Origin of the sequence: Pseudomonas sp. SG20052 (genome assembly GCF_031766055.1) — a bacterium.
GTDB classification, from domain to species: Bacteria; Pseudomonadota; Gammaproteobacteria; order Pseudomonadales; family Pseudomonadaceae; genus Aquipseudomonas; species Aquipseudomonas mandelii.
The window spans coordinates 5,834,414-5,857,516 of sequence record NZ_CP134498.1; the positions used below are offsets into that span (position 1 = coordinate 5,834,414).

A 23,103-nucleotide genomic window follows, 5' to 3' on the forward strand; every position below is an offset into this window, starting at 1 on the left:
CAGAAGGCGCCGAATGGTCATTGTGTGAATATTGGCGTCAGAGTGATGGCACTTTCTTGAAGTGGACACATCCCAAATGTGGGACTGATCCTGCCCGCGATAGCGAACTTTCAGCCAACACATGTGTTGGATGAAAGTGCCACATCGCGAGCAGGCTCGCTCCCACTGTGGATCGGGGTGATCCTCAGATCGGTCAGGCCGGTTTTGCTTCCACCAGGGCTTCCAGCGCCGCTTCTTTCTCGGCTTCCTTGAGGTCTTCTTCGCTGATCATTTCCGCGATCACGCGCAAGCGTTCCACCACCCGTGCGTTAACGCTGCCTTCGGGGAACTGGCCATCGGCATCCGGTGCACCGGCAGGCTCTCCGACCAACAGGCTCAACGCCTCGTCAGCCTGGCGCACGGCGTAGACATGGAACTGCCCCGCACGCACCGCCGAGAGCACCTTCTCGTCGAGCATCAGCGTGGCGACGTTGGCGTGAGGAATGATCGCCCCCTGCTCCCCGGTCAGCCCACGGGCTTCGCAGAGTCGGAAGAAGCCTTCGATCTTCTCGTTGACCCCGCCTACCGCCTGCACTTCACCGAACTGGTTGATCGAGCCGGTGATCGCAAAGCATTGCTTGAGCGGCGTTTTCGACAGGGCCGAAATCAGCGTGCACGCCTCGCCCAGCGACGCACTGTCGCCATCGACGTAACCGTAGGACTGCTCCAGCGCGATACTCGCGGAAATCGCCAGCGGGAATTCCTGGGCGTAACGACTGCCCAGATACCCGGTGAGGATCATCACGCCCTTGGAGTGGATCGGCTGGCCGAGGTTGACCTCGCGCTCGATGTCGACGATGCCGCTGCCGCCCGGGTAGACCGTGGCGGAAATCCGCGCCGGCACACCGAACGCCGAGTCGCCGACTTCCAGCACGGTCAGCCCGTTGCACTTGCCGACGGCGGCGCCGTCCGTGTCGATCAGGATGATCCCGGCGAGCATGTCATCGAGAATCCGCGCAGAGACCCGCCCGGTACGGGTGGCCTTGGCCTTTAGCGCCCGTTCGATATGCCCGGCATCGGTCATCTCGTCCCCCGCCAGGTGACGAATGAAGTCCGCCTCGCTGACCAGTTGGAACAGATCACCGATGCGCGCCGACAAACGCCCCTGGTGTTCGGCCAGGCGCGCGCTGTAAGTCGCCAGGCGCGCCACGGCATCGGCCGTCAGCGGCGCCATGCCTTCTTCCGAGGTGCGGGTTTTGAGCAACTGGGCGAACTGCTCCAGGCTCTCGTCGACCATCGGGATGTCTTCGTCGAAATCCACCAGGACGCGGAACATCTCCTGGAAGTCCGGATCGAGGTCTTGCAGCGTGTAATACAGCTGACGCGCACCGATGATGACGACTTTGACCTGCAACGGAATGTGTTGCGGCGTCAGGGTCACGGTGGCCAGGCGGCCCAGCTCACCAAGCGGCGATTCCATCTTCAGCTTGCGCGATTGCAGGGCGCGCTTGAGCGCATCCCACACGAACGGCTCGCTGAGCATTTTTTCCGCTTCTAGGATCAGGAAACCGCCGTTGGCCCGGTGTAATGCGCCCGGCCGCAGTTGCCGATAGGTCGTGTACATCGCGCCCTGATCGGTGCTGTATTCAATGCGGCCAAACAGGTTTTCGTAAGTCGGGTGCGGTTCGAAGACCACCGGCGCACCGCCGCTGGACGAATGACCGACCACCAGGCTCGGGGCGTATTGCTCTTCCAGCAATTTGCGGGCGACGGCGTCGGTCTTGCTGTCGTCCACCAGTTGCTCGACCACGGTCTTGAGCAGGTAGACCTGCATGGCTTGCAGGTAACCGCAAACGGCGGCGTTCTCGGCGTATTTCTCCGACAACGGCGACAGCAACGGCTGCAAGGCCAACGTGATGGTTTCTTCGTTGAGGTGGCGCAGCTGATTGCTCGACTCGCGCTTCCATTGCGGCAGGCTGGCGAGCTCTTCGTTCAGTCGCTCCTCCAGACCGGAAATATCGTCGTGAAAACGCTCGCGATCGGCTTCCGGCAACTGGGCGAATTCCGCTTCGTCCAGGGCCTTGCCTTCGCTCATGGGCGTGAACGCGATGTTGCTGGCGTCGCGGTAAAGCGCGACCTCCTTTTCCAGCGCCAGGCGCTCGATCACGTCCAGTGCCTTGTCGTAGCGCTGGTTGAAGGCGCGGTCGATGGCGCTTTTTTTCTGCTGGTAGGACGGATGCTCGAACACTGCCGGAAAAGTCGCCAGCAGGTTGTCGATCAAGCCGTTGATGTCACCGATGAAGGCGCCAGCAGTGCCCGATGGCAATTCCAGTGCACGAGGCTCGCGAGGCTCATCGAAATTATTGACGTAGACCCAGTCAGCCGGGGTCTGCAGGCGCTTGCCTTCGGCTTTCAGGTAGCGTTTGACGAACGAAAACCGGCCGGTGCCGGGCTCACCCATGACAAATACGTTGTAACCGGGGCGTGGCATGGCCACGCCGAACTGCAAGGCTTCGACCGCACGTTCCTGGCCAAGCACACCGCGAAAGGGCTCCAGATCATTGGTGGTAGAGAAGCTGAACTGTTCAGCGGAAAACGGACGGGTCAGCGCTTCAGGCGCTAGACGCAAGCTGGCAGCAACAGGATCAGGCATCGGGCTTCCTTACATCAGGCGGGGCAGATAGCGGCATTCTGGCGCTGCCCATACCTCACTTGCAAGGCGCGCCTCCAGCCAAAGCATAGACAAACCGTCATCTCCAGGCCGGCCGGGGACAAATCAATGATTTCAACGAATGTTTTGCAAAAAATCACGGAACCCCGGGAACGTGCCTAAACTCCAAACTGCGCGGCTGGATTAATAACTGGCCCACTGGCGCCGGATTGGGCCAGACCCCTTGTCCATTGGTATGCACATAAAGAGAACAAAGCTATGAAACGGATTCTTCTCGGTACTCTCTTCACCGCTGTATCCATCAACGCCATGGCCCAAGCGCCAGGCGGCCCGGATTGCGGTTGGGGCAACATGCTGTTCGAAGGTCAGCGTGGCACCCCGGCTCACTTCCTGGCATCCACCACCAACGGCACTTCCGGTAACGCAACGTTCGGTATGACTTCTGGTACCAACGGTTGCTCGACTAATGCGTCGCTGACTTATGGCGGCAAATCCTGGTTTGCCATGAATGGCATGATGAACGAGCTGTCCGAAGACATGGCCAAAGGTAACGGCGAAGCGCTGACGACCTATGCCGTGGTACTGGGCGTGGCGCCGGAAGACCGTGCGCACTTCGCCGCTGTGACTCACCAGCACTTCCAGCAGATCTTCAGCAAGGCTGACGTGACCGCTGACGACGTGCATACCAACACCCTGGCCGTTCTGAAGAACGATCCACGTCTGGCCAAGTACGCTACTCAAGCTTAAGCTCGACCCACCCGCTCCTTTCGGGGGGCGGGTTTTATTTTTTGGACCTGTCCCCCTTGGGTCTTTATTTTTTTTCGACTTAAGTTGCTCACTATGCTCAAACGCCTTGCCTGGCTGGCGCTCTGTGTCTGCGCCCCGCTGTCCGCCGCGCCACATGTCGACAATCAACGTTTGCAGCAACTGGCCAACGACCCTTTCTGGATTTCCCTGGGCCATTACGAAACCGCCAAGCTGGGCGGCTGGCGCAGCTATGTCAGCGACAAAAAGTTCTTTCTCGCACCCGACGGTAACGAACACCCCGACCGCGAACTGGCGGCCACCGTGCAGGCGCTGTACGCCCCGGCCAGTGCGGGCGAACAACATGCCCAATGTGTGTACCCGGCGCGCACCCGCTGGTTGAAAGCGCAGCTCAACCTGACTGATTTGCCGGCGCTCGATTGCACTGAGTTCACGCAATGGTTCAAGGATGTCTCGCCCCATAGCGCGGTGATGATTTTCCCGGCGGCTTACCTGAACAGTCCGTCATCGATGTTCGGCCATACCTTGCTGCGCATCGACCAGGCCGATGTGCAGATTGATCACACCGCGCTGCTCAGTTACGCGATCAACTTCGGCGCCTACATCGAAGGTTCGGATAACAGCATCCTCTACGCCTGGAAAGGCTTGATGGGCGGCTATCCGGGGCTGTTCGCGCTGGTGCCGTATCAGGAAAAACTCTCGGAATACCGCAGCCTCGAAAACCGGGACCTGTGGGAGTACCGGCTGAACCTGACGCAGGCAGAAACCGAGCGCATGGTCGAGCACGTCTGGGAGTTGAAGCAGATCCAGTTCGACTATTTCTTTTTCGACGAAAACTGCTCCTATCGCCTGCTTGAGCTGCTGCAGGTGGCGCGGCCAAGCCTGCGCCTGACCGAACAGTTTCCACTGACGGCCATTCCGACCGATACCGTCAAAGCGGTGAAAGAAGCCGGGCTGGTGGAATCCATTCAGTATCGTCCGTCCCGTGAACGGGAACTGCTGAGCCGCGCCGAGCCGTTGACTGACGAAGAACAGGAGTGGGTGCTGAAAGTCAGCGCCGACCAAAAGCAATTGCAGACACCGGCGTTCAAGGCTCAACCGCGCGACCGCCAGGCGCTGATCATCGATGCGTCTTACCGCCTCGAACGCTATCGCGCCAACGGTCAGGAGCGCGACCCTGAGAGGGCGCAACGCAGTTTCGAACTGCTGCGAGCGATCAACCAGAATCCCGCCCCTGAGCTGGACATCCCGAGGCCCGGCCTGCCCGAGGACGGTCATGAATCCCGCACCTGGCAGGCCGGCATCGGCACCCGGGGCGACAAGGCCTTTGGCGAATATGGCCTGCGCATGGCGTATCACGACCTCAACGATAACGCCGAGAGCTTCCCGCTCGGTGCGCAGATCGAAATCCTGCAGATGAAACTGCGCCAGTACGAAGGCAATGACTGGCAGTTCCAGCAACTGGACCTGGCGACCATTCGCTCCCTGACGCCGCGTAATGAGTTGTTGAAGCCATTATCGTGGCAAGTCACGGGCGGCCTGGAACGCGTGCCAGGCAAGCATGACGATGAAACGCTGGTCAGCCACGTCAACGGTGGTGGTGGCGGCACCTGGCAGTTGGGTGAAGACATGCTCGGCTTTGCACTGGGCACCGTGCGTGTCGAACACAACAACGACTTCGCGGGCTTTATCGCACCGGCGGCAGGTTTCAATAGCGGTCTGCTGTGGAAAAACCCACTGGGCAACTTCAGCCTGGAAACCAAGGGCGATTTCTTCACCAACGGCGAGGTGCGCCGCAGTGTGAGCCTCAACCAGCAGTGGGAACTGTCGCGCAACCTGGGCCTGCGCCTGAGTGCCCAGCGCGAATTCAGCCACCTCGCCTCGCCCGAGAACGAAGTGATGCTTGAGGTAAAGTGGTACCACTATTGACCTGACACCCCACCGTCCCCGTGGGAGCGAGCCTGCTCGCGATGGCGGTGTATCAGTCGACATCAGTGTTGACTGATACACCGCCATCGCGAGCAGGCTCGATCCCACAGCGGATGTGTGGTGGCCAACAGATTAATCACACGCCTTTCACAACTGCCTCACGAATCCACTCCTAGACTTCACCCATAGGCCGTCCAACGGCTCGGGAGTCGAAGATGTGGCGTTGCGCAGGTGTGCTGGGATTGTTGATGTTGATCGCGGGTTGCCAGACGACCCACGAGGATTTGATCGCCAAGGGTTATCCACCGGCGTTCGCCGATGGTTTCGATGACGGTTGCAGCAGTGGCCGACAAGCTGCCGGGGCAATCACCGGGGAATTTCGCAAGAACGTCCCGCGTTATCTCAAGGACAAGCAGTACGCCGAAGGCTGGAGCGACGGTTTTCGCCAGTGCCAGGCCATGCGCGAAAGCGAGGATCGCGAGGACTATCGCAGCCACCACTGGGACGACCGCGACAAAGCCTGGCAGCAACAAAAGGACCAGGACGCCGCCCGTGCCTATCGTTCGCAATGAGTCGCGGACAGACATCCATCGAAACTAAAAGCCTGCAACCATGGCCCAAACCCTATAACGGGAGAAAACCATGAGTCGCGCTTTCGTCAATGAAGATAACGCCGCCGCGCAAGCCGATCAGCCGGTCGAACGGCAAGTCAGCACACAGCCCAATTACGTCACGCCCGCCGGGCTGGCGCAGCTTCAGGCGAAAGTCGCCGAAGTGCAAAACCTGCTCAATGGACAGAGTGCGAAAGGCGAACTCGCGGACAAACAGCGCCTGGCCGATCTGGAACGTGACTGGCGATATTTCAATCAACGCCTGCAAAGCGCTCAGTTAGTCGTACCGGCCTCCTCGACCGATAAAGTCCAGATTGGCGCGTGGGTAACGTTTGCCGATGAACAGGGCCACGAACAGCGTGTGCAGTTGGTGGGTGAGGATCAGGCGGATGCGGCGAGTGGGCTGATCAACTGGGGCTCGCCGCTGGGGCGGGCGTTGTTGGGCGCGCAGGTCGGGGATGAAGTGGTGTGGAAGCGGCCGGTGGGGGATTTGATAATTGAGGTATTGAGCATAGAGATCGAGTGATCGTCAGGCCGTCATCGCTAACAGGCTGGCTGCCACAGTGGATTTGTGCCGCTCACATATCCCCTGTGGGAGCCAGCCTGCTGGCGATGGCCGCGCCGCGGTGTCACTGAAACCCATAAAAAAACGGAGCCCCGAAGGCTCCGTTTTTTCATGCAACCCGCCCGATATCAGGCCAGTTTCTTGTGCCGTACACGATGCGGCTGGGAAGCCGCTTCGCCGAGGCGTTTCTTGCGATCGGCTTCGTACTCGGTGTAGTTACCTTCGAAGAACACCGCTTGCGAGTCGTCTTCGTAAGCCAGGATGTGCGTCGCGACGCGGTCAAGGAACCACCGATCGTGAGAGATCACAATGGCGGCGCCCGGGAAGTCCAGCAGGGCTTCTTCCAGGGAACGCAAGGTTTCAACGTCGAGGTCGTTGGACGGTTCGTCGAGCAGCAGGACGTTACCGCCCTCTTTCAAGGTCAGGGCCAGGTGCAAGCGACCGCGCTCACCACCGGACAGGTCCTTGACGAACTTCTGCTGGTCGCCGCCCTTGAAGTTGAAGCGACCGACGTAGGTGCGCGACGGGATCTCGTAGTTGCCGATGCGGATCTGATCGGAACCGTCGGAGATTTGCTGGAACACCGTCTTGCTGCCGTCCAGGTCTTCGCGGCTCTGATCGACGCACGCCAGTTGCACGGTTTCGCCGACTTCGATGCTGCCCGAATCCGGCGTTTCCTTGCCCATCAGCATGCGGAACAGGGTCGACTTACCGGCACCGTTACCGCCGATCACGCCAACGATGGCGCCTTTTGGCATGGAGAACGACAGGTTGTCGATCAACACGCGATCGCCGTAACCCTTGGAAACGTTCTTGAACTCGATGACCTTGTCACCCAGGCGTGGACCGGCCGGGATGTAGATCTCGTTGGTTTCGCTGCGCTTCTGGAATTCCTGCGACTGCATTTCTTCGAAGCGTTGCAGACGAGCCTTGGATTTGGACTGGCGGGCCTTGGCGCCTTTGCGCACCCACTCCAGTTCTTCCTTCATGGCTTTTTCGTGAGCCGACTGCTGCTTGGATTCGGCAGCCAGACGGTCGGACTTGGCTTCCAGCCAACCCGAATAGTTGCCCTCGTAAGGGATACCGGCGCCGCGGTCGAGCTCGAGGATCCAGCCGGCGACGTTGTCCAGGAAGTACCGGTCGTGCGTGATCGCGACCACGGTGCCCGGGAAGTCGTGCAGGAAGTGCTCCAGCCAGGCGACGGAATCGGCGTCCAGGTGGTTGGTCGGTTCGTCGAGCAGCAGCATGTCCGGAGCAGACAGCAGCAGGCGGCACAGGGCCACGCGACGCTTCTCACCACCGGAGAGGAATTCGATCTTGGCATCCCAGGCCGGCAGACGCAGCGCATCGGCGGCGACTTCCAGTTGGCGATCCAGGTTGTGACCGTCGCTGGCTTGCAGGATGGCTTCGAGCTTGGCCTGTTCGGCGGCCAGTTTGTCGAAGTCGGCATCTTCATCAGCGTAAGCGGCGTAGACCTCGTCCAGGCGAGCCTGGGCGTTCTTGATCACGCTGACCGCTTCCTCGACCACTTCACGCACGGTCTTGGTCGGGTCCAGGATCGGCTCTTGTGGCAGGTAGCCGATGTTCAGCTCCGGCATCGGACGCGCTTCGCCCTCGAACTCGGTGTCGACGCCCGCCATGATTTTCAACAGCGTGGACTTACCCGAACCGTTGAGGCCGAGCACGCCGATCTTGGCGCCGGGGAAGAAGGACAGCGAAATATTTTTCAGGATTTCCCGCTTCGGCGGAACAACTTTGCCCAGCCGATGCATGGTGAAGACGTATTGAGCCATGGAGAACCTTGGGTCAGTGACAGATGAATGATTGGAGCGCAGGCGATGCCTGGCCAGACTGTGCGCGTCGTCAGATTGATAATGTATCAATGCATGAGCGCTGAAAAAGTCTGAGTCTAGGAGCTGGAACGCTCCCGCGTAACCGGCAAAGCTACCTGAATGACAGATGGCAGTCCAGCCGGGAGGGGCTGGCACTTCGCCACAACACAAGGCATGCTAGCCGCCCTCCGGGCGTCCGGCTTATAGTGCACGTCGCGCCAGTCCAGCCAAACCGCAGGATTACAGTTTGTCCAATGTCTCTCCGCCTTCGTCCGTGAGCGCACCTCATCCTGCGCCCGGCGCGCCCCTGCGCGGATCCTTGAAGGGTGCGCTGGCGATACTCGTGCTGTTGTTGCTCGCCTTGCTGTTCTGGCAGCTGCTGGATCAGCTGCGCGAAACACAGAAGCACCAGCGGCAATACACCATCGACTACACCGCCGATCTGGCCGCGCAAGTCAGCCTGAACATGGCGCTCAACGCCCAGATTGCACTGAACCTGCTACCGATCGTCGAACAACCGCAAAGTGCCGACGAACAGCAGGCGCTACTGCGCAAACTGCAACAATCGCTGCCTGACCTGCGCAGCCTGGCGCTACTCAGTCCTTCCGGCAAAGTCCTCAGTGACAGCGCCGCCGACGCCCAAGATGCCGATTACCTGGGTGAACTGGTCCGGCGCAGCCGCGCCCAGGCCCACTATTTCAGCAATGCCGACGACGGTTCAGTGGTGCATCTGCTGCTGCATCAAGCCAGCGGCAGCAGTCGTGGCTACTGGGCCCTGCGCCTGACACCGACGTTTTTCTCGTCACTGACCAAACAAAACGAAGCCGGCATCCGTCCGCTGTGGCTGGTGGAAAACCGGGTCAATCACCAGATCATCAGCCGCGATGAAGCGTCGCCTTCGGTCAAACCGAGCGCGTTATCCCCCGACGATCTGGCCAAAAGTGTGCTGACAGTGCCCCTGAGCAGCAGCGACTGGCAACTGCGCGGACTGTTCGATCGCCAGCAAGTGCTCGAACAACTGTTGCCGGCATTCATCGGCAAATGCCTGCTGGGCCTGGCCTTCTCCCTGCTGCCGTTCATCGTGTTGCTGAACATTCGCCGCCGTCAGCGCCAGTTGCATGAAGGCCGCCGCCGCTATCACGATATTTTCGAAGGCACGGGCGTTGCCCTGTGCGTACTGGACGTCTCCGGGCTCAAGACCTTCTTCGACAAAGCCCAACTGCACAGCAGCGAGCAACTCAAGGCGTGGCTCGACAGACCGGAGCAACGCCAGCAACTGCTCCAGGAACTGCGCATCACCGAGGTCAACCAGGTCGCCCTGCAATTGCTCAACGTCAACTCCTGCGCTCAGGCCTGGAAACTGTTGATTGACGGTTGCCCGCTGGACGGCACCGCCATCGGCCACCAAGTGATCGAAACGGTGTTCAACCAGCAGAGACAGCTCGAGCTGGAAATCAAACTCCAGGACCTCAATGGCCGCGACCAGCACCTGTGGCTGGTGCTGCGCCTGCCGGAAGATTACGCCGACTATAAAGCGGTGATCCTGAGCATCACCGACATTACCAGCCGTAAACTCATCGAGCTGTCGCTGCTGGAACGCGAAGGGTTCTGGTCCGATGTGGTGCGCACTGTGCCGGACCACCTGTACGTGCAGGACGTGATCAGCCAGCGGATGATTTTCAGTAACCACCACCTGGGCCAGACCCTCGGTTACAACCGTACCGAGTTGCACCAGATGGGCGAGTACTTCTGGGAAATCCTCCTGCACCCCGAAGATGCCGATGACTACCACCGCTCGCGCCAGGCCCAGCGCCACGGGGGTTACACCCAATTGCTGCAATGCCAGTTGCGGTTCCGTCATCGTGACGGCAAGTGGCGGCGTTTCGACATTCGCGAACAGGCACTGGCGCGGGACAAACACGATCAAGTCACGCGGATCATCGGCGTGGCCAAGGACATCACCGAACAGATCGAAGCCAGTGAATCCCTGCGTGACAGCGAGCAGCGCTACCGGATGCTCGCCGAAAGCATCAGCGACGTGATTTTCTCCACCGACAGCAAAATGGCACTCAATTACGTCAGCCCGTCGGTGCATGCCGTGCTGGGCTACGACGCCGAGTGGATCTTCCAGAACGGCTGGCAATCGACCATCGCCAACCCGCAGCAACTGACCGGCATTTACGGCCTGATGGATCGGGTCAGCAAAGCGCTGGATAAACCCGAGCAACTGGCGCTGCTGCGCACTCAGGTGCAGACCCAACTGTTCCTGTTCGATTGCCTGCGGGCCGACGGGCGCAAGATCCCGATCGAGCTACGGCTGGTGCTGGTCTGGGACGAACACGGGGCCTTCGAAGGCGTGCTCGGCGTCGGGCGCGACATCAGCCAGCAGCGCCGGGCCGAAAAAGACCTGCGCATGGCGGCCACGGTTTTCGAACATTCGACGTCGGCGATCCTGATCACCGACCCGGCCGGCTACATCGTCCAGGCTAACGAAGCGTTCAGTCGCGTCAGCGGTTATGCCGTGGAGCAGGTGCTGGACCAGCTGCCAAACATGCTGACCGTCGACGAGCAGCAGGAAGCCCATCTGCGTTATGTGCTCAAACAACTGCATCAGAACAGCACCTGGGAAGGCGAAGTCTGGCTCAAGCGGCGCAACGGCGAGCATTACCCGGCCTGGGTCGGCATAACGGCGGTGCTCGACGATGAAGGTGACCTGGCCAGTTACGTGTGCTTCTTCAGCGACATCAGCGAGCGCAAGGCCAGTGAGCAGCGGATTCACCGCCTCGCCTACTACGACGCCCTGACCCACCTGCCCAACCGCACGCTGTTCCAGGACCGCCTGCACACCGCGCTGCAATCGGCCGAGCGGCAGAAGTCCTGGGTCGTGCTGATGTTCCTCGACCTCGACCGTTTCAAGCCGATCAACGACTCCCTCGGTCACGCCGCCGGCGACCGCATGCTCAAGGAAATGGCCACGCGCCTGCTCGGTTGCGTCGATGATGACGACACCGTGGCGCGCATGGGCGGCGATGAATTCACCTTGTTGCTGCAACCGCGGGCCAACCGTGAGGTCGCCTTGAACCGGGCGATCCATGTCGCCGAGCAGATCCTCGCCAGCCTGGTGAAACCGTTCGTGCTGGAAGGGCGCGAGTTCTTCGTCACCGCCAGTATCGGCATCGCGCTGAGCCCGCAGGATGGCAACGAACTCAGTCAGCTGATGAAAAATGCCGACACCGCGATGTACCACGCCAAGGAGCGCGGCAAGAACAACTTCCAGTTCTATCAGGCGGACATGAACGCCAGCGCCCTGGAGCGCCTGGAGCTGGAAAGCGACTTGCGCCATGCCCTGGAACAAGACGAATTCGTTCTGTACTACCAGCCGCAGTTCAGCGGCGACGGCAAACGCCTGACCGGCGCCGAAGCGCTGCTGCGCTGGCGTCATCCACGTCGCGGCCTGGTGCCGCCGGGGGATTTCATTCCGGTGCTCGAAGAGCTCGGGCTAGTGGTGGATGTCGGTGACTGGGTGATCAGCGAAGCCTGCCGTCAGCTCAAGACCTGGCATCAGGCCAAGGTGCGGGTGCCGAAGGTATCGGTGAACATTTCGGCCCGGCAATTCTCCGACGGCCAACTCGGGACGCGGATTGCCACCATCCTCAAGGAGACCGGCCTGCCGCCGGCGTGCCTGGAGCTGGAGCTGACCGAGAGTATCCTGATGCGCGAAGTCAGCGAAGCGATGCAGATCCTCGCCGGATTGAAAAACCTCGGCCTGAGTATTGCGGTCGATGACTTCGGCACCGGGTATTCCTCGCTCAACTACCTCAAGCAATTCCCGATCGACGTGCTGAAAATCGACCGCACCTTCGTAGATGGCCTGCCGTCGGGTGAACAGGATGCGCAGATTGCCCGGGCGATCATTGCGATGGCCCACAGCCTGAATCTGGCGGTGATCGCCGAAGGTGTGGAAACCCACGAGCAGCTCGATTTCCTGCGTGAGCATGGTTGCGATGAGGTTCAGGGGTATCTGTTCGGCCGGCCGATGCCGGCGAGCCGGTTTGAGGCGCAGTTCAGCAATGATGCGCTCTTCATGTTTGATTGATTGGAGCCAACAGCTCCAATCAATCAAACATGAAGAAAGCTGGAAGCTTCAAGTGGCAAGCTTCAAGCAGTGGCCGGTCCGCTTTTGACTTGCCGCTTGAGGCTTACAGCTAGAAGCTGAATTCCTTTCGTCTGCGACATGATGTCCTTTCATATGCCATCTAAAAGCGGTTGAGTTAGAATGCCCCCCTTTTCTGCCCCGATCCTTGAGGACCGCCATGTTCAGCCGTGATTTGACTATTGCCAAGTACGACGCCGATCTTTTTGCCGCCATGGAGCAAGAAGCTCAGCGCCAGGAAGAACACATCGAGCTGATCGCTTCGGAAAACTACACCAGCCCAGCGGTGATGGAAGCTCAAGGCTCGGTACTGACCAACAAGTACGCCGAAGGCTACCCGGGCAAGCGCTACTACGGTGGTTGCGAGTTCGTCGACGTGGTTGAGCAACTGGCCATCGACCGCGCCAAAGAACTGTTCGGCGCCGATTACGCCAACGTTCAGCCACACGCCGGTTCCCAAGCCAACAGCGCCGTGTACCTGGCACTGCTGCAAGCGGGCGACACCATCCTGGGCATGAGCCTGGCCCACGGCGGTCACCTGACCCACGGCGCCAGCGTTTCCTCCTCCGGCAAGCTGTACAACGCCGTTCAATACGGCATCGACGCCAACGGCCTGATCGACTACGACGAAGTCGAGCGTCTGGCGGTTGAGCACAAGCCAAAAATGATCGTGGCCGGTTTCTCTGCCTACTCGCAGATTCTGGACTTCCCGCGTTTCCGCGAAATCGCTGACAAAGTCGGTGCCTACCTGTTCGTCGACATGGCCCACGTGGCCGGTCTGGTCGCCGCTGGCGTCTACCCGAACCCGGTTCCGTTCGCTGACGTCGTGACCACCACCACGCACAAGACCCTGCGCGGTCCACGTGGCGGCCTGATCCTGGCTCGCGCCAACGCCGACATCGAGAAGAAGCTGAACTCCGCGGTATTCCCGGGCGCCCAGGGTGGCCCGCTGGAGCACGTGATCGCCGCCAAAGCGATCTGCTTCAAGGAAGCGCTGCAGCCTGAATTCAAGGCCTACCAGGAGCAAGTAGTGAAGAACGCCCAGGCCATGGCCGAAGTGTTCATCGAACGTGGTTTCGATGTGGTTTCCGGCGGGACCAAGAACCACCTGTTCCTGCTGTCGCTGATCAAGCAGGAAATCTCCGGTAAAGACGCCGACGCCGCTCTGGGCAAAGCGTTCATCACCGTGAACAAGAACTCCGTGCCAAACGACCCACGCTCCCCGTTCGTCACCTCCGGCCTGCGCTTCGGTACTCCGGCTGTGACCACTCGCGGCTTCAAGGAAGCAGAGTGCAAAGAACTGGCCGGCTGGATCTGCGACATCCTGGCTGACCTGAACAACGAAGCGGTGATCGACGCCGTTCGTGAGAAGGTCAAGGCCATCTGCAAGAAGCTGCCGGTGTACGGCGCTTAATTGCGGCGCTAAACCGCAGCCATAAAAAACCGGCCACCTGATGGCCGGTTTTTTTTCGCCCTGGATTTGTAGGAGCCGGCACCACTGGTCAGACCGGTCATGCCAATTATGCAATTTCCGCTTGCGATCACCCAAAAACAGCGCCTAGACTGCGCCTGCACTGGACATACCGGTAAGACCACAATAATTAAGTCCTGAATCTGATGCGCCCACTCAAGCGCACGGCAGCCAGGACACCGACCAGGATTCCTCCCATGCTCAGATGGTGCTCGCGTTCAATCTTCCTCCAAGTGGTTCTCGGACTGGTGCTCGGCATCGTCTGCGGGCTGACCCTTCCTGAATACTCCGCCCAGCTCAAACCGCTCGGCGATGGCTTCATCAAACTGATCAAGATGCTCATCGGCCTGATTGTGTTTTGCGTAGTGGTCAGCGGTATCAGCGGTGCCGGCGACTTGAAGAAGGTCGGACGCATCGGCCTGAAATCGGTGATCTACTTCGAAATCCTGACCACCATCGCCCTGGTGATTGGTCTGGTGTTCGCATTCACCACCGGCATCGGCAGCGGCGCGAACATTCATCTGGATCAGCTTTCCGCTGCCGACATGGGCGACATCGCCCAGCGCGGCCAGCACATGCAAACCACCTCCCAGTTCTTGATGAACCTGATCCCCACCTCGGTCATCGGCGCCTTCGCGGAGAACAACATCCTGCAAGTCCTGCTGTTTTCAGTGCTGTTCGGCAGTGCGCTGAACCTGGTGGGCGAAGCAGCGTCGGGTATTTCCCGGCTGATCAATGAGCTGAGCCACGTGATCTTCCGCATCATGGGCATGATCGTGCGCCTGGCGCCGATCGGCGTGTTCGGCGCCATCGCCTTCACCACCAGCAAATATGGCCTGGATTCCCTGCAACACCTGGGCAGCCTGGTCGGCCTGTTTTACCTGACCTGCGTGGCGTTTGTGACATTGATTCTCGGCCTGGTGATGCGCCTTTCGGGCCTGAAGATGTGGCCGTTGCTCAAGTACCTGCGCGAAGAACTGCTGATCGTCATGGGCACCGCTTCGTCCGACGCCGTGCTGCCACAAATCATGCGCAAGCTTGAGCACCTGGGCATCGGCAGTTCGACGGTGGGGTTGGTGATTCCGACGGGTTACTCGTTCAACCTCGACGGGTTCTCGATCTACCTGACCCTCGCCATCGTCTTCATCGCCAACGCCACCGGCACGCCGCTGGCCATGACCGACTTGCTGACGATTCTGCTGGTCTCGCTGATCACCTCAAAAGGGGCCCACGGGATTCCCGGTTCGGCGCTGGTGATTCTGGCAGCGACACTCACGGCGATCCCGGCGATTCCGGTGGTCGGCCTGGTATTGGTGCTCGCGGTGGACTGGTTCATGGGCATCGGCCGGGCGCTGACCAACCTGATCGGCAACTGCGTCGCCACCGTGGCCATCGCCCGCTGGGAGAAGGACATCGATATTCAACGGGCGAACAAAGTGCTTTCCGGCCAGGTGGGGTATACCTTCCAGCCGAGAAAACCCGTCGCCCCGGCACATCAGCAGGAATTCTGAATAAACGCCGTGCCTGTCTTCGGGCAGGCACGGTCAACAACCGTTTTGGATGCTCATGGAGCGAACAGTGATTACCTCGTCGACCGTTGTGAACTCAGTCGTAGAAAAACTCCGGGCCGCTTTGGCCCGTGGTCAGTGGCGCTCCGGCGAAATGCTGCCTGGGCAGCGTGAGCTGGCCGAACAACTGGGCATCAGCCGCCCGAGCCTGCGTGAAGCGGTGATCGTGCTGGAAACCCTTGGCCTGGTGCGCTCGATGCCCGGCAAAGGCGTGGTGGTGCTGGACGCCCATCTCAGCGACAGCCAAAGCCACGACAGCGCGGTCGCCGGCGCCAGCCTGGAAGATGTCTTGCAACTGCGCTACACCCTCGAGCCGTTCATCGTCGGCCTGGTCGCGCAGTCGATCAGCAGCAAGGAGGTCGGGCAACTGCGCCTGACCTTGATGGACATGCGCGAAGCGCTGGAGGCCAACGACAGCGAGGCCGGGGTGAACGCCTACATCGCGTTCCACGAAGAACTGTTCACGCTGACCTCGAACCCGATTTTCCAGAGCGTGGTGCAGCAGACCAGCAATGCCCTCAAGCAAAGCGCCGAGGTGCTGCGCAACTCCCCCGAGCATCTGGCTGAGCGCCTTGAGGAGAACGAAGCCGTGGTGCGCGCGATTCGCAGCAAAAACAGCGCCCAGGCCAGTGCCGAGATGCGCCGGCACATCCTTCGGGAAGGCCAGCGGATGGGCATTGAACTGAATATTCCAGACGACAACTTCGGCAGTTAAAACTTCTTCGAACCGGAGACAGGCCATGAACAGCTTCGCTTCACCGCAAACACTCACTGCCCTGCCCCTTCCACCGCGGGCGGAAGATCTCTATTCGCGGATCTTCGACGCCATTCTCGAACAGCGCCTCAATGCGTCCAGCCGCTTTACCGAAGAAAGTCTGGCGCGGATGTTCAGCGTTCGACGCAGTGACATTCGTGGCGTGCTGACGCGTCTGTCTCATCAGCAAATCATCGTCCTTCGGGCGAACCATCGGCCCCGCGTTGCCACGCTCGATGCAGAACAGACTCGGCAGACGCTGCATGCCCGACGACTGACCGAGACCACCTTGGTGCGGCTGGCCTGCCGACAACCTCGTGCGCAACCCTTGAACCGCCTGCATGCCCTGCTTGAACGCGAACGCCACTGTACAGAGCGCGGCCCGGCGATCCGGTTGTCTGGGGAGTTTCATTTGCTGTTGGCGGAAATGGCGGGAAATGCACCATTGGCGCATTTTCTTGGCAGCCTGGTGCCGCTGACTTCATTGGCGATTGCGCAGTTTGATGCGCAGATGGAGGCCCCTTGCGCGTGGCATGAGGACATTATCAATGCGCTGGAGCGTGGGGATGCGGTGACTGCCGAGGCTTTGCTAAACCGCCACCTCGATATTCTTGAACAGATGTTGCTGGATCCGGTACCCATCCCAGGCAAAAATCGTGTTGCCGGTTAGATCGCCTTCACGGGCAAGCCTCGCGCCTACAAGGGCTACGCAGAACCTGTAGGAACGAGGCTTGCCCGCAAAGACGTCATCACCGATGAACACACTCTTTCAATCCGCCGCCACCCGCGCAAACCCCTCACGGATTTTCTCTTCCGGCAAATCATCGGCAATGAACACGATCACGCTTTCGCGCGCCTCGTCCTCTGCCCAATCCGTGTCCCAGTCGAATCCGTAAAGCTTCAACACGCCCTGAAACACCATGCGCCGCGGCTCGCCAACGATGTTCAATACACCTTTGTAGCGCAGCAATTGCTTGCCATGGTCTTCCAGCAGCTCGTTCATGAACTCGCTGAGCTTGTCGATATCCAGCGGCTTGTCGGTGCGCAGCACCAGGCTGGAGATCCGGTCGATGGAGGGCGCCTTGGTCACCGGACGCAGGCTGACGCCGCCGAGGTCGGCATTCAGGTTGAAACCGCGCACGTCGAGCAATTCGGCCAGGTCGATCTTGCCGTGTTCGACCACTCGAATCGGCGCGCGACGGTTGATGCGGGTCAGGCGCTCGCTCAACGCGGTAAACGTCGCTTCGTCCACCAGATCGCGCTTGCTCACCAGCAAGCGGTCGGCAAAACCGATTTGCGCCTGGGCGATGGTTTGCGTCAGGTGAGTGTCGGCGTGCGCCGCGTCTACCAGGGTGATGATGCCGTCGAGGATGTAACGCTCGCGCAGCTCTTCATCGATGAAAAAGGTTTGCGCCACTGGCGCCGGGTCGGCTAGGCCGGTGCATTCGATCACCAGACGGTCAAAGGCAATTTCGCCGCTGTCCAGGCGTTCGAGCAGCAGGTACAAGGCCTTGGTCAGGTCGGTGTGGATGGTGCAGCAGACGCAGCCGTTGGACAGCGTCATCACTTGCACCGGTTCATCGCCCAACAACTGGGTGTCGATACCGGCGTCACTGAATTCGTTCTCGATCACCGCGATTTTCAGGCCGTGCTCGGCTTTGAGCAGGTGGCGCAGCAGCGTGGTTTTACCGGCGCCGAGGAAGCCGCTGAGGATGGTTACCGGGATGGGAGAGGACAACTGGAATCTCCTGTTTCACAAAATTAAAAAGCAACACAAAACAAGTGTGGGAGCTAGCCTGCCAGCGATGGCGGACTGTCAATCAACAGTGATGTTGAATGTTCAGCCGCCATCGCTAGCAGGCTAGCTCCCACAAGGATTGCTGTTAACCCGACAACCGGGTCAACAGCACTTCGGCCCACCCTTGCCACCGTAACGAGCCTCTTGGCGTTCCCGGAAGAACATCTCGTAGCTCATCATCGGTTTGTCCGGGTGTTTGGTTTGCATATGCTCGACGTAGTTGTCGTAGTCGGGCATGCCGACCATCAGGCGCGCGGCCTGACCGAGGTATTTACCGAGGCGACTCAGGTCATTGAACATGGTGCAATCCTCGATTACGCATCCGGCACCGCCTGGAACGGTGCTTCTTTATCCGTGCGTCCTTTGCTGCCCCAGGCGGAGATACCGACCTTGAGCGCATAGAACAGGATGCTGAAGACCACGAACAGGAACAGCGCCGTCAGCGTTGCGTTGGTGTAAGCGTTGAAGATCACGTGCTGCATCTGAGTGATGTCCTTGGCCGGGGCGAGGATCTGACCGTTGGCCAGCGCATCGCTGTATTTTTTCGCCAGCGACAGGAAGCCGATCGCCGGGTTGGCGTCGAACAGCTTGATGAAACCGGCGGTGGTGGTGCAGATCAGCAGCCACACGGCTGGCAGCATGGTCACCCAGACGTAACGTTGGCGTTTCATTTTGATCAGCACAACGGTGCCGAGCATCAGCGCGATACCGGCCAGCATCTGGTTGGAGATACCGAACAACGGCCACAAGGTGTTGATGCCGCCCAGTGGATCGATGACGCCCTGGTACAACAACCAGCCCCACATCGCCACACAACCAGCGGTCGCGATCAGGTTGGCGGTCCAGGACTCGGTGCGTTTCAGCGCCGGCACGAAGGAACCGAGCAAATCCTGCAGCATGAAACGCCCGGCACGGGTGCCGGCATCAACAGCCGTCAGGATGAACAGCGCTTCAAACAGAATCGCGAAGTGATACCAGAACGCCATGGTGTTTTCACCCGGCAGGACACTGTGCAGGATCTGCGCGATACCGACCGCCAGGGTCGGCGCACCGCCGGCACGGGCCAGGATCGTGGTTTCACCGATGTCCTTGGCCACCGCTTGCAGCGCTTCCGGGGTGATTGCAAAGCCCCAGCTGCTGACGGTTTGGGCCACGGTCACCACATCGCCGCCGACGACTGCCGCCGGGCTGTTCATGGCGAAATACACACCTGGCTCGATCACCGAAGCCGCCACCATCGCCATGATGGCGACGAAGGATTCCATCAGCATGCCGCCGTAACCGATGTAACGGGCGTTGACTTCGTTATCCAGCAATTTCGGCGTGGTGCCGGAGGAGATCAGCGCGTGAAAACCCGAGACCGCGCCACAGGCGATGGTAATAAACAGGAACGGAAACAGACCGCCCTTCCACACAGGGCCAGTACCGTCGATGAACTGGGTCAGCGCCGGCATCTTCAGCTCAGGCATGGTGATCAGGATGCCGATCGCCAAGGCCACGATGGTGCCGATTTTCAGGAAGGTCGAGAGGTAGTCGCGCGGCGCCAGAATCAGCCAGACCGGCAGCGAGGCGGCTACAAAACCATAACCGACCAGCATCCACGTAATCTGTACGCCAGTGAAGGTAAAGGCTTTGGCCCAGACCGGATCGGCGGCAATCTGCCCACCGAGCCAGATCGAGCCCAGCAGCAACAGCACCCCGACCACGGAGATTTCGCCGATGCGGCCCGGGCGGATGTAGCGCATGTAAATGCCCATGAACATCGCGATCGGGATGGTCGCCATCACCGTGAATATGCCCCAAGGACTTTCGGCCAGAGCTTTCACGACAATCAATGCCAGCACCGCGAGGATGATGATCATGATCAGGAAGCAGCCAAACAGCGCAATGGTCCCGGGGATGCGGCCCATTTCTTCACGGACCATGTCGCCCAGGGAACGGCCGTTGCGGCGAGTGGACATGAACAGGACCATGAAGTCCTGAACCGCACCGGCCAGCACCACGCCGGCAATCAGCCACAGCGTACCGGGCAAATAGCCCATCTGTGCAGCCAATACCGGACCGACCAGCGGCCCCGCGCCAGCGATGGCGGCGAAGTGGTGACCAAAAAGAATGTGTTTGTTGGTGGGGACGTAGTCCAGACCATCATTGTTGAGCACGGCGGGGGTGGCCCGTCGCGGGTCGAGTTGCATCACATTGTTGGCGATGAACAGACTGTAGTAACGGTAGGCAACCAGATAAATGGCCACGGCTGCGACCACAATCCACAAGGCGTTGATCGCCTCGCCTCGACGCAATGCCACGACACCAAGGGCGCACGCTCCCACGATTGCCAGCAGCAGCCAGGGTAGATGGCGTAGCAGGCTATTATTATTTTTCATTTTATGATTCCAGCCAGGGTGGACAAGAAAGACAGCCACCCCGAGTTTAGCTCGCCTGACGGCAAAGGCCATACCCCGACATTGGTCTAGAGGACTGTCCTCACTGGCAGGCTTTGACCGTGGCGGTCTATAGTCAGCGAACATCAAGAGGATTGCGCCATGAGTGAGCTCCCCGCCGATCGCCGCCGCTTCAAACGTATTGCGTTCGATGCCAGAACAGAGCTGAGCCAGGGAGAGTTCATCTGGCCGGTAAAGCTGATCGACCTGTCACTCAAGGGACTGCTGATCGAGAAGCCCGAGCCGTGGCTGGGTAATCCGGACTGGCATTTCCTAGTGGATATTCATCTTAACGAAGACGTCGAGATCAAGATGGATGTGATGTTGACCCACGATGATCATGGTCAACTCGGGTTCGTCTGCAAGCACATCAGCCTGGAATCGATTGAACGCCTGCGGCGGTTGATCGAGTTCAACCTGGGGGATCCCAAGGAACTGGAGCGCGAATTGGGCGCGCTCATAGAAGTCTGAAGACTCGACACTGATCCAATGTGAAGCGAGCCTGCTCGCGATAGCGGTATGCCAGTCGACATAAATGTTGAATGTCAGATCGCTATCGCGAGCAGGCTAGCTCCCACAGGATTGTGCGCTGCCTGCGACTACTCGAACAATGCGTCGAGGGCCTGCTCCAGACGGGTCACGGCAATAATCTGCAACCCCGGCGGCGCCTCCTTGGGCGCATTGCCCTTGGGCACGATGGCGCGTTTGAAGCCGTGCTTGGCGGCTTCCTTCAAGCGTTCCTGGCCACTCGGCACCGGGCGCACTTCGCCCGACAGCCCGACTTCACCGAACACTAGCAAATCATGGGGCAGCGGACGGTTGCGCAAACTGGACATGACCGCGGCCATCAACGCCAGGTCGGAGGCCGTTTCCAGTACCTTCACCCCGCCGACCACGTTGAGGAAGACGTCCTGATCGTGGGTCGGAATCCCGCCGTGACGATGCAGTACCGCCAGCAACATCGCCAGACGATTCTGATCCAGCCCCAGCGTGACCCGGCGCGGGTTCGCCAAATGGCTGTCATCCACCAGCGCCTGGACTTCCACCAGCATCGGCCGCGTTCCTTCCCACGTCGCCATGACCACGCTGCCGGGAACTTCTTCTTGCGCACGAGTGAGAAAAATCGCTGACGGGTTGGAGACTTCTTTCAGGCCCTTGTCGGTCATGCCGAAAACGCCCAACTCGTTGACAGCGCCGAAACGGTTTTTCACCGCGCGCAACAGACGCAGCCGTCCATCGGATTCGCCTTCGAAATACAGCACCGTATCGACCATGTGCTCCAGCACGCGCGGCCCGGCCAAGGCGCCTTCTTTTGTCACGTGGCCGACCAGGAAAATCGCTGTGCCGCTCTGCTTGGCATACCGCACCAGCAACGCGGCACTTTCCCTCACCTGCGACACGCCGCCCGGTGCCGATTGCAGTTGTTCGGTGAAGATGGTCTGAATGGAGTCGATCACCATGACCTTGGGCTTTTCGACCCGGGCGGTGGCAATGATGGTTTCGATGCAGGTTTCGGTCATCACCCGCAGTTGATCCTGCGGCAGGCCCAGACGTCGGGCGCGCATGGCCACCTGCTGCTGGGATTCTTCACCGGTGACGTACAGCGCCGGCATGACTTTGGCGAGGTTGCACAAGGTTTGCAGGAGAATGGTCGACTTGCCGATGCCCGGATCACCGCCGATCAGCACCACCGAACCATCCACCAGGCCACCGCCCAACACCCGATCGAGTTCGCTGGACGCGGTAGAGAAGCGCGGAATCTCTTCGACGCTGACTTCGGCCAGGGTCTTGATCTGAGCCTGCTGGCCGGTCCAACCGGTGCGACCGCTGGGTGCTGCGGCGCCGCCGCTCTCGACCATGGTTTCGGTCAGCGTGTTCCAGGCCCCGCACTCGCCGCACTGGCCGGCCCACTTGGGGAAGGTTGAGCCGCACTCGGTGCAGCCGTACATGCGCTTGGCCTTGGCCATCTGAACTCCCGGCAAAAACCGCGATGATAGCTCAGCTGACGCGGATCAGCGCGGCACCGCTGTGCGGATTTCACCGTTGGCCAGACGCGCGGCGCTGTTGCCCAACGGATCTTCGGCATTCAGGTCGGCGCCCTTGGCCTTGAGCTCATCCAGCAATTCGACTCGCTTGAACAGTCCCGCGTACATCGCGGCCGTCTGGCCAGCGCCGTTACGTTGGTCGGGGCTGCAATGGGCGGCCAACAGGGTTTTGGCGATCTGGATTTCGCCCTTGAAAATGGCGCCCATCAGGGCGGTGTTGCCGCGCTGATCCTGCGCGCAGGCGTCGGCCCCGGCCGCGAGCAAACGGTCCACGGCGGCTGTCTGGCCATGATAGGCCGCAAGAATCAGCGCGGTGTAACCCTTGCTGTCGCGGGTATCGAGGGCGTAACCGGCCTCAATGAAGGTATCGAGCATCGGCACATCGCCACGGCGGGCGGCGTCGAAGTAATAATTTTTCAGTTGAGCCTTCAGCGCTGCGGGATCTTCGGCCGGCGCGCCGAATACGCTGAACGACACGCACGCCAGAAACAGCGATAGACAAAAACGCATGGCAAGCTCCTTGG

At 60.2% G+C, this 23,103-nt stretch carries 17 protein-coding genes; 10 read left to right on the forward strand and 7 right to left on the reverse strand.

Going from position 1 to position 23,103, the window contains the following annotated elements; genetic code table 11:
- Nucleotides 1–193: 193 nt before the first annotated feature.
- A complete protein-coding gene (locus tag RHP74_RS26850) occupies nt 194–2,632 on the reverse strand; it encodes a Lon protease family protein (protein WP_010467518.1) in 2,439 nt (812 codons plus the stop codon).
- Between the two features lie 276 nt (nt 2,633–2,908).
- Here RHP74_RS26850 and RHP74_RS26855 point away from each other — a divergent pair, with 276 nt between their 5' ends.
- The 4 genes from RHP74_RS26855 (at nt 2,909) to RHP74_RS26870 (ending at nt 6,481) form a co-directional block, all read left to right on the forward strand.
- A complete protein-coding gene (locus RHP74_RS26855; RefSeq protein WP_010467516.1) occupies nt 2,909–3,397 on the forward strand; it encodes a DUF3015 domain-containing protein in 489 nt (162 codons plus the stop codon).
- A 93-nt stretch (nt 3,398–3,490) separates the two neighbouring features.
- Nucleotides 3,491–5,344 (forward strand): DUF4105 domain-containing protein, encoded by a 1,854-nt coding sequence (locus tag RHP74_RS26860; protein ID WP_311096693.1) that lies wholly within the window; start codon nt 3,491–3,493, stop codon nt 5,342–5,344.
- 215 nt (nt 5,345–5,559) lie between these two features.
- A complete protein-coding gene (locus RHP74_RS26865; protein ID WP_010467512.1) occupies nt 5,560–5,916 on the forward strand; it encodes a hypothetical protein in 357 nt (118 codons plus the stop codon).
- 70 nt (nt 5,917–5,986) lie between these two features.
- A complete protein-coding gene (locus RHP74_RS26870; protein ID WP_311096694.1) occupies nt 5,987–6,481 on the forward strand; it encodes a GreA/GreB family elongation factor in 495 nt (164 codons plus the stop codon).
- Nucleotides 6,482–6,648: 167 nt separating this feature from the next.
- Here the strand turns inward: RHP74_RS26870 and ettA are convergent, their stop codons facing one another.
- On the reverse strand, nt 6,649–8,313 hold the full coding sequence (ettA, locus tag RHP74_RS26875) for an energy-dependent translational throttle protein EttA (RefSeq protein ID WP_010467508.1): 1,665 nt from the start codon (nt 8,311–8,313) through the stop codon (nt 6,649–6,651).
- A 286-nt stretch (nt 8,314–8,599) separates the two neighbouring features.
- Here ettA and RHP74_RS26880 point away from each other — a divergent pair, with 286 nt between their 5' ends.
- The 5 genes from RHP74_RS26880 to RHP74_RS26900 all read left to right on the forward strand — a co-directional run bounded on the left by RHP74_RS26880 (nt 8,600) and on the right by RHP74_RS26900 (nt 16,968).
- Nucleotides 8,600–12,448 carry an EAL domain-containing protein gene (locus tag RHP74_RS26880; protein ID WP_311096695.1) on the forward strand — a complete coding sequence of 1,283 codons (3,849 nt, stop codon included), beginning with the start codon at nt 8,600–8,602 and terminating at the stop codon, nt 12,446–12,448.
- A 217-nt stretch (nt 12,449–12,665) separates the two neighbouring features.
- Nucleotides 12,666–13,919, forward strand: coding sequence for a serine hydroxymethyltransferase (glyA, locus tag RHP74_RS26885; RefSeq protein ID WP_010467504.1), 1,254 nt, complete (start codon nt 12,666–12,668; stop codon nt 13,917–13,919).
- Nucleotides 13,920–14,173: 254 nt separating this feature from the next.
- Complete coding sequence (locus RHP74_RS26890) at nt 14,174–15,487, forward strand: C4-dicarboxylate transporter DctA (protein ID WP_010467502.1); 1,314 nt, start codon at nt 14,174–14,176, stop codon at nt 15,485–15,487.
- 67 nt (nt 15,488–15,554) lie between these two features.
- The gene (locus RHP74_RS26895) at nt 15,555–16,259 is read left to right on the forward strand and encodes a FadR/GntR family transcriptional regulator (RefSeq protein ID WP_010467500.1); all 705 of its coding nucleotides are present in this window, start codon (nt 15,555–15,557) and stop codon (nt 16,257–16,259) included.
- A gap of 25 nt (nt 16,260–16,284) precedes the next feature.
- Nucleotides 16,285–16,968, forward strand: coding sequence for a GntR family transcriptional regulator (locus tag RHP74_RS26900; protein ID WP_083375717.1), 684 nt, complete (start codon nt 16,285–16,287; stop codon nt 16,966–16,968).
- Nucleotides 16,969–17,067: 99 nt separating this feature from the next.
- Here RHP74_RS26900 and yjiA read toward each other — a convergent pair whose 3' ends face one another.
- The 3 genes from yjiA to RHP74_RS26915 form a co-directional block, all read right to left on the reverse strand.
- The gene (gene yjiA / locus RHP74_RS26905; protein ID WP_077749403.1) at nt 17,068–18,036 is read right to left on the reverse strand and encodes a GTPase; all 969 of its coding nucleotides are present in this window, start codon (nt 18,034–18,036) and stop codon (nt 17,068–17,070) included.
- A 162-nt stretch (nt 18,037–18,198) separates the two neighbouring features.
- Complete coding sequence (locus tag RHP74_RS26910; RefSeq protein WP_010467494.1) at nt 18,199–18,396, reverse strand: YbdD/YjiX family protein; 198 nt, start codon at nt 18,394–18,396, stop codon at nt 18,199–18,201.
- 14 nt (nt 18,397–18,410) lie between these two features.
- The gene (locus RHP74_RS26915; protein WP_169858201.1) at nt 18,411–20,477 is read right to left on the reverse strand and encodes a carbon starvation CstA family protein; all 2,067 of its coding nucleotides are present in this window, start codon (nt 20,475–20,477) and stop codon (nt 18,411–18,413) included.
- Nucleotides 20,478–20,636: 159 nt separating this feature from the next.
- Here RHP74_RS26915 and RHP74_RS26920 point away from each other — a divergent pair, with 159 nt between their 5' ends.
- Complete coding sequence (locus RHP74_RS26920) at nt 20,637–21,005, forward strand: PilZ domain-containing protein (RefSeq protein WP_311096696.1); 369 nt, start codon at nt 20,637–20,639, stop codon at nt 21,003–21,005.
- A gap of 128 nt (nt 21,006–21,133) precedes the next feature.
- On the opposite strand, the gene radA is transcribed toward RHP74_RS26920, so the two are convergent.
- The gene (gene radA / locus RHP74_RS26925; RefSeq protein WP_010467488.1) at nt 21,134–22,501 is read right to left on the reverse strand and encodes a DNA repair protein RadA; all 1,368 of its coding nucleotides are present in this window, start codon (nt 22,499–22,501) and stop codon (nt 21,134–21,136) included.
- A gap of 45 nt (nt 22,502–22,546) precedes the next feature.
- Nucleotides 22,547–23,089: an ankyrin repeat domain-containing protein gene (locus RHP74_RS26930; protein ID WP_145308797.1), complete on the reverse strand. Its 543-nt coding sequence runs from the start codon at nt 23,087–23,089 to the stop codon at nt 22,547–22,549.
- Nucleotides 23,090–23,103 lie beyond the last annotated feature (14 nt).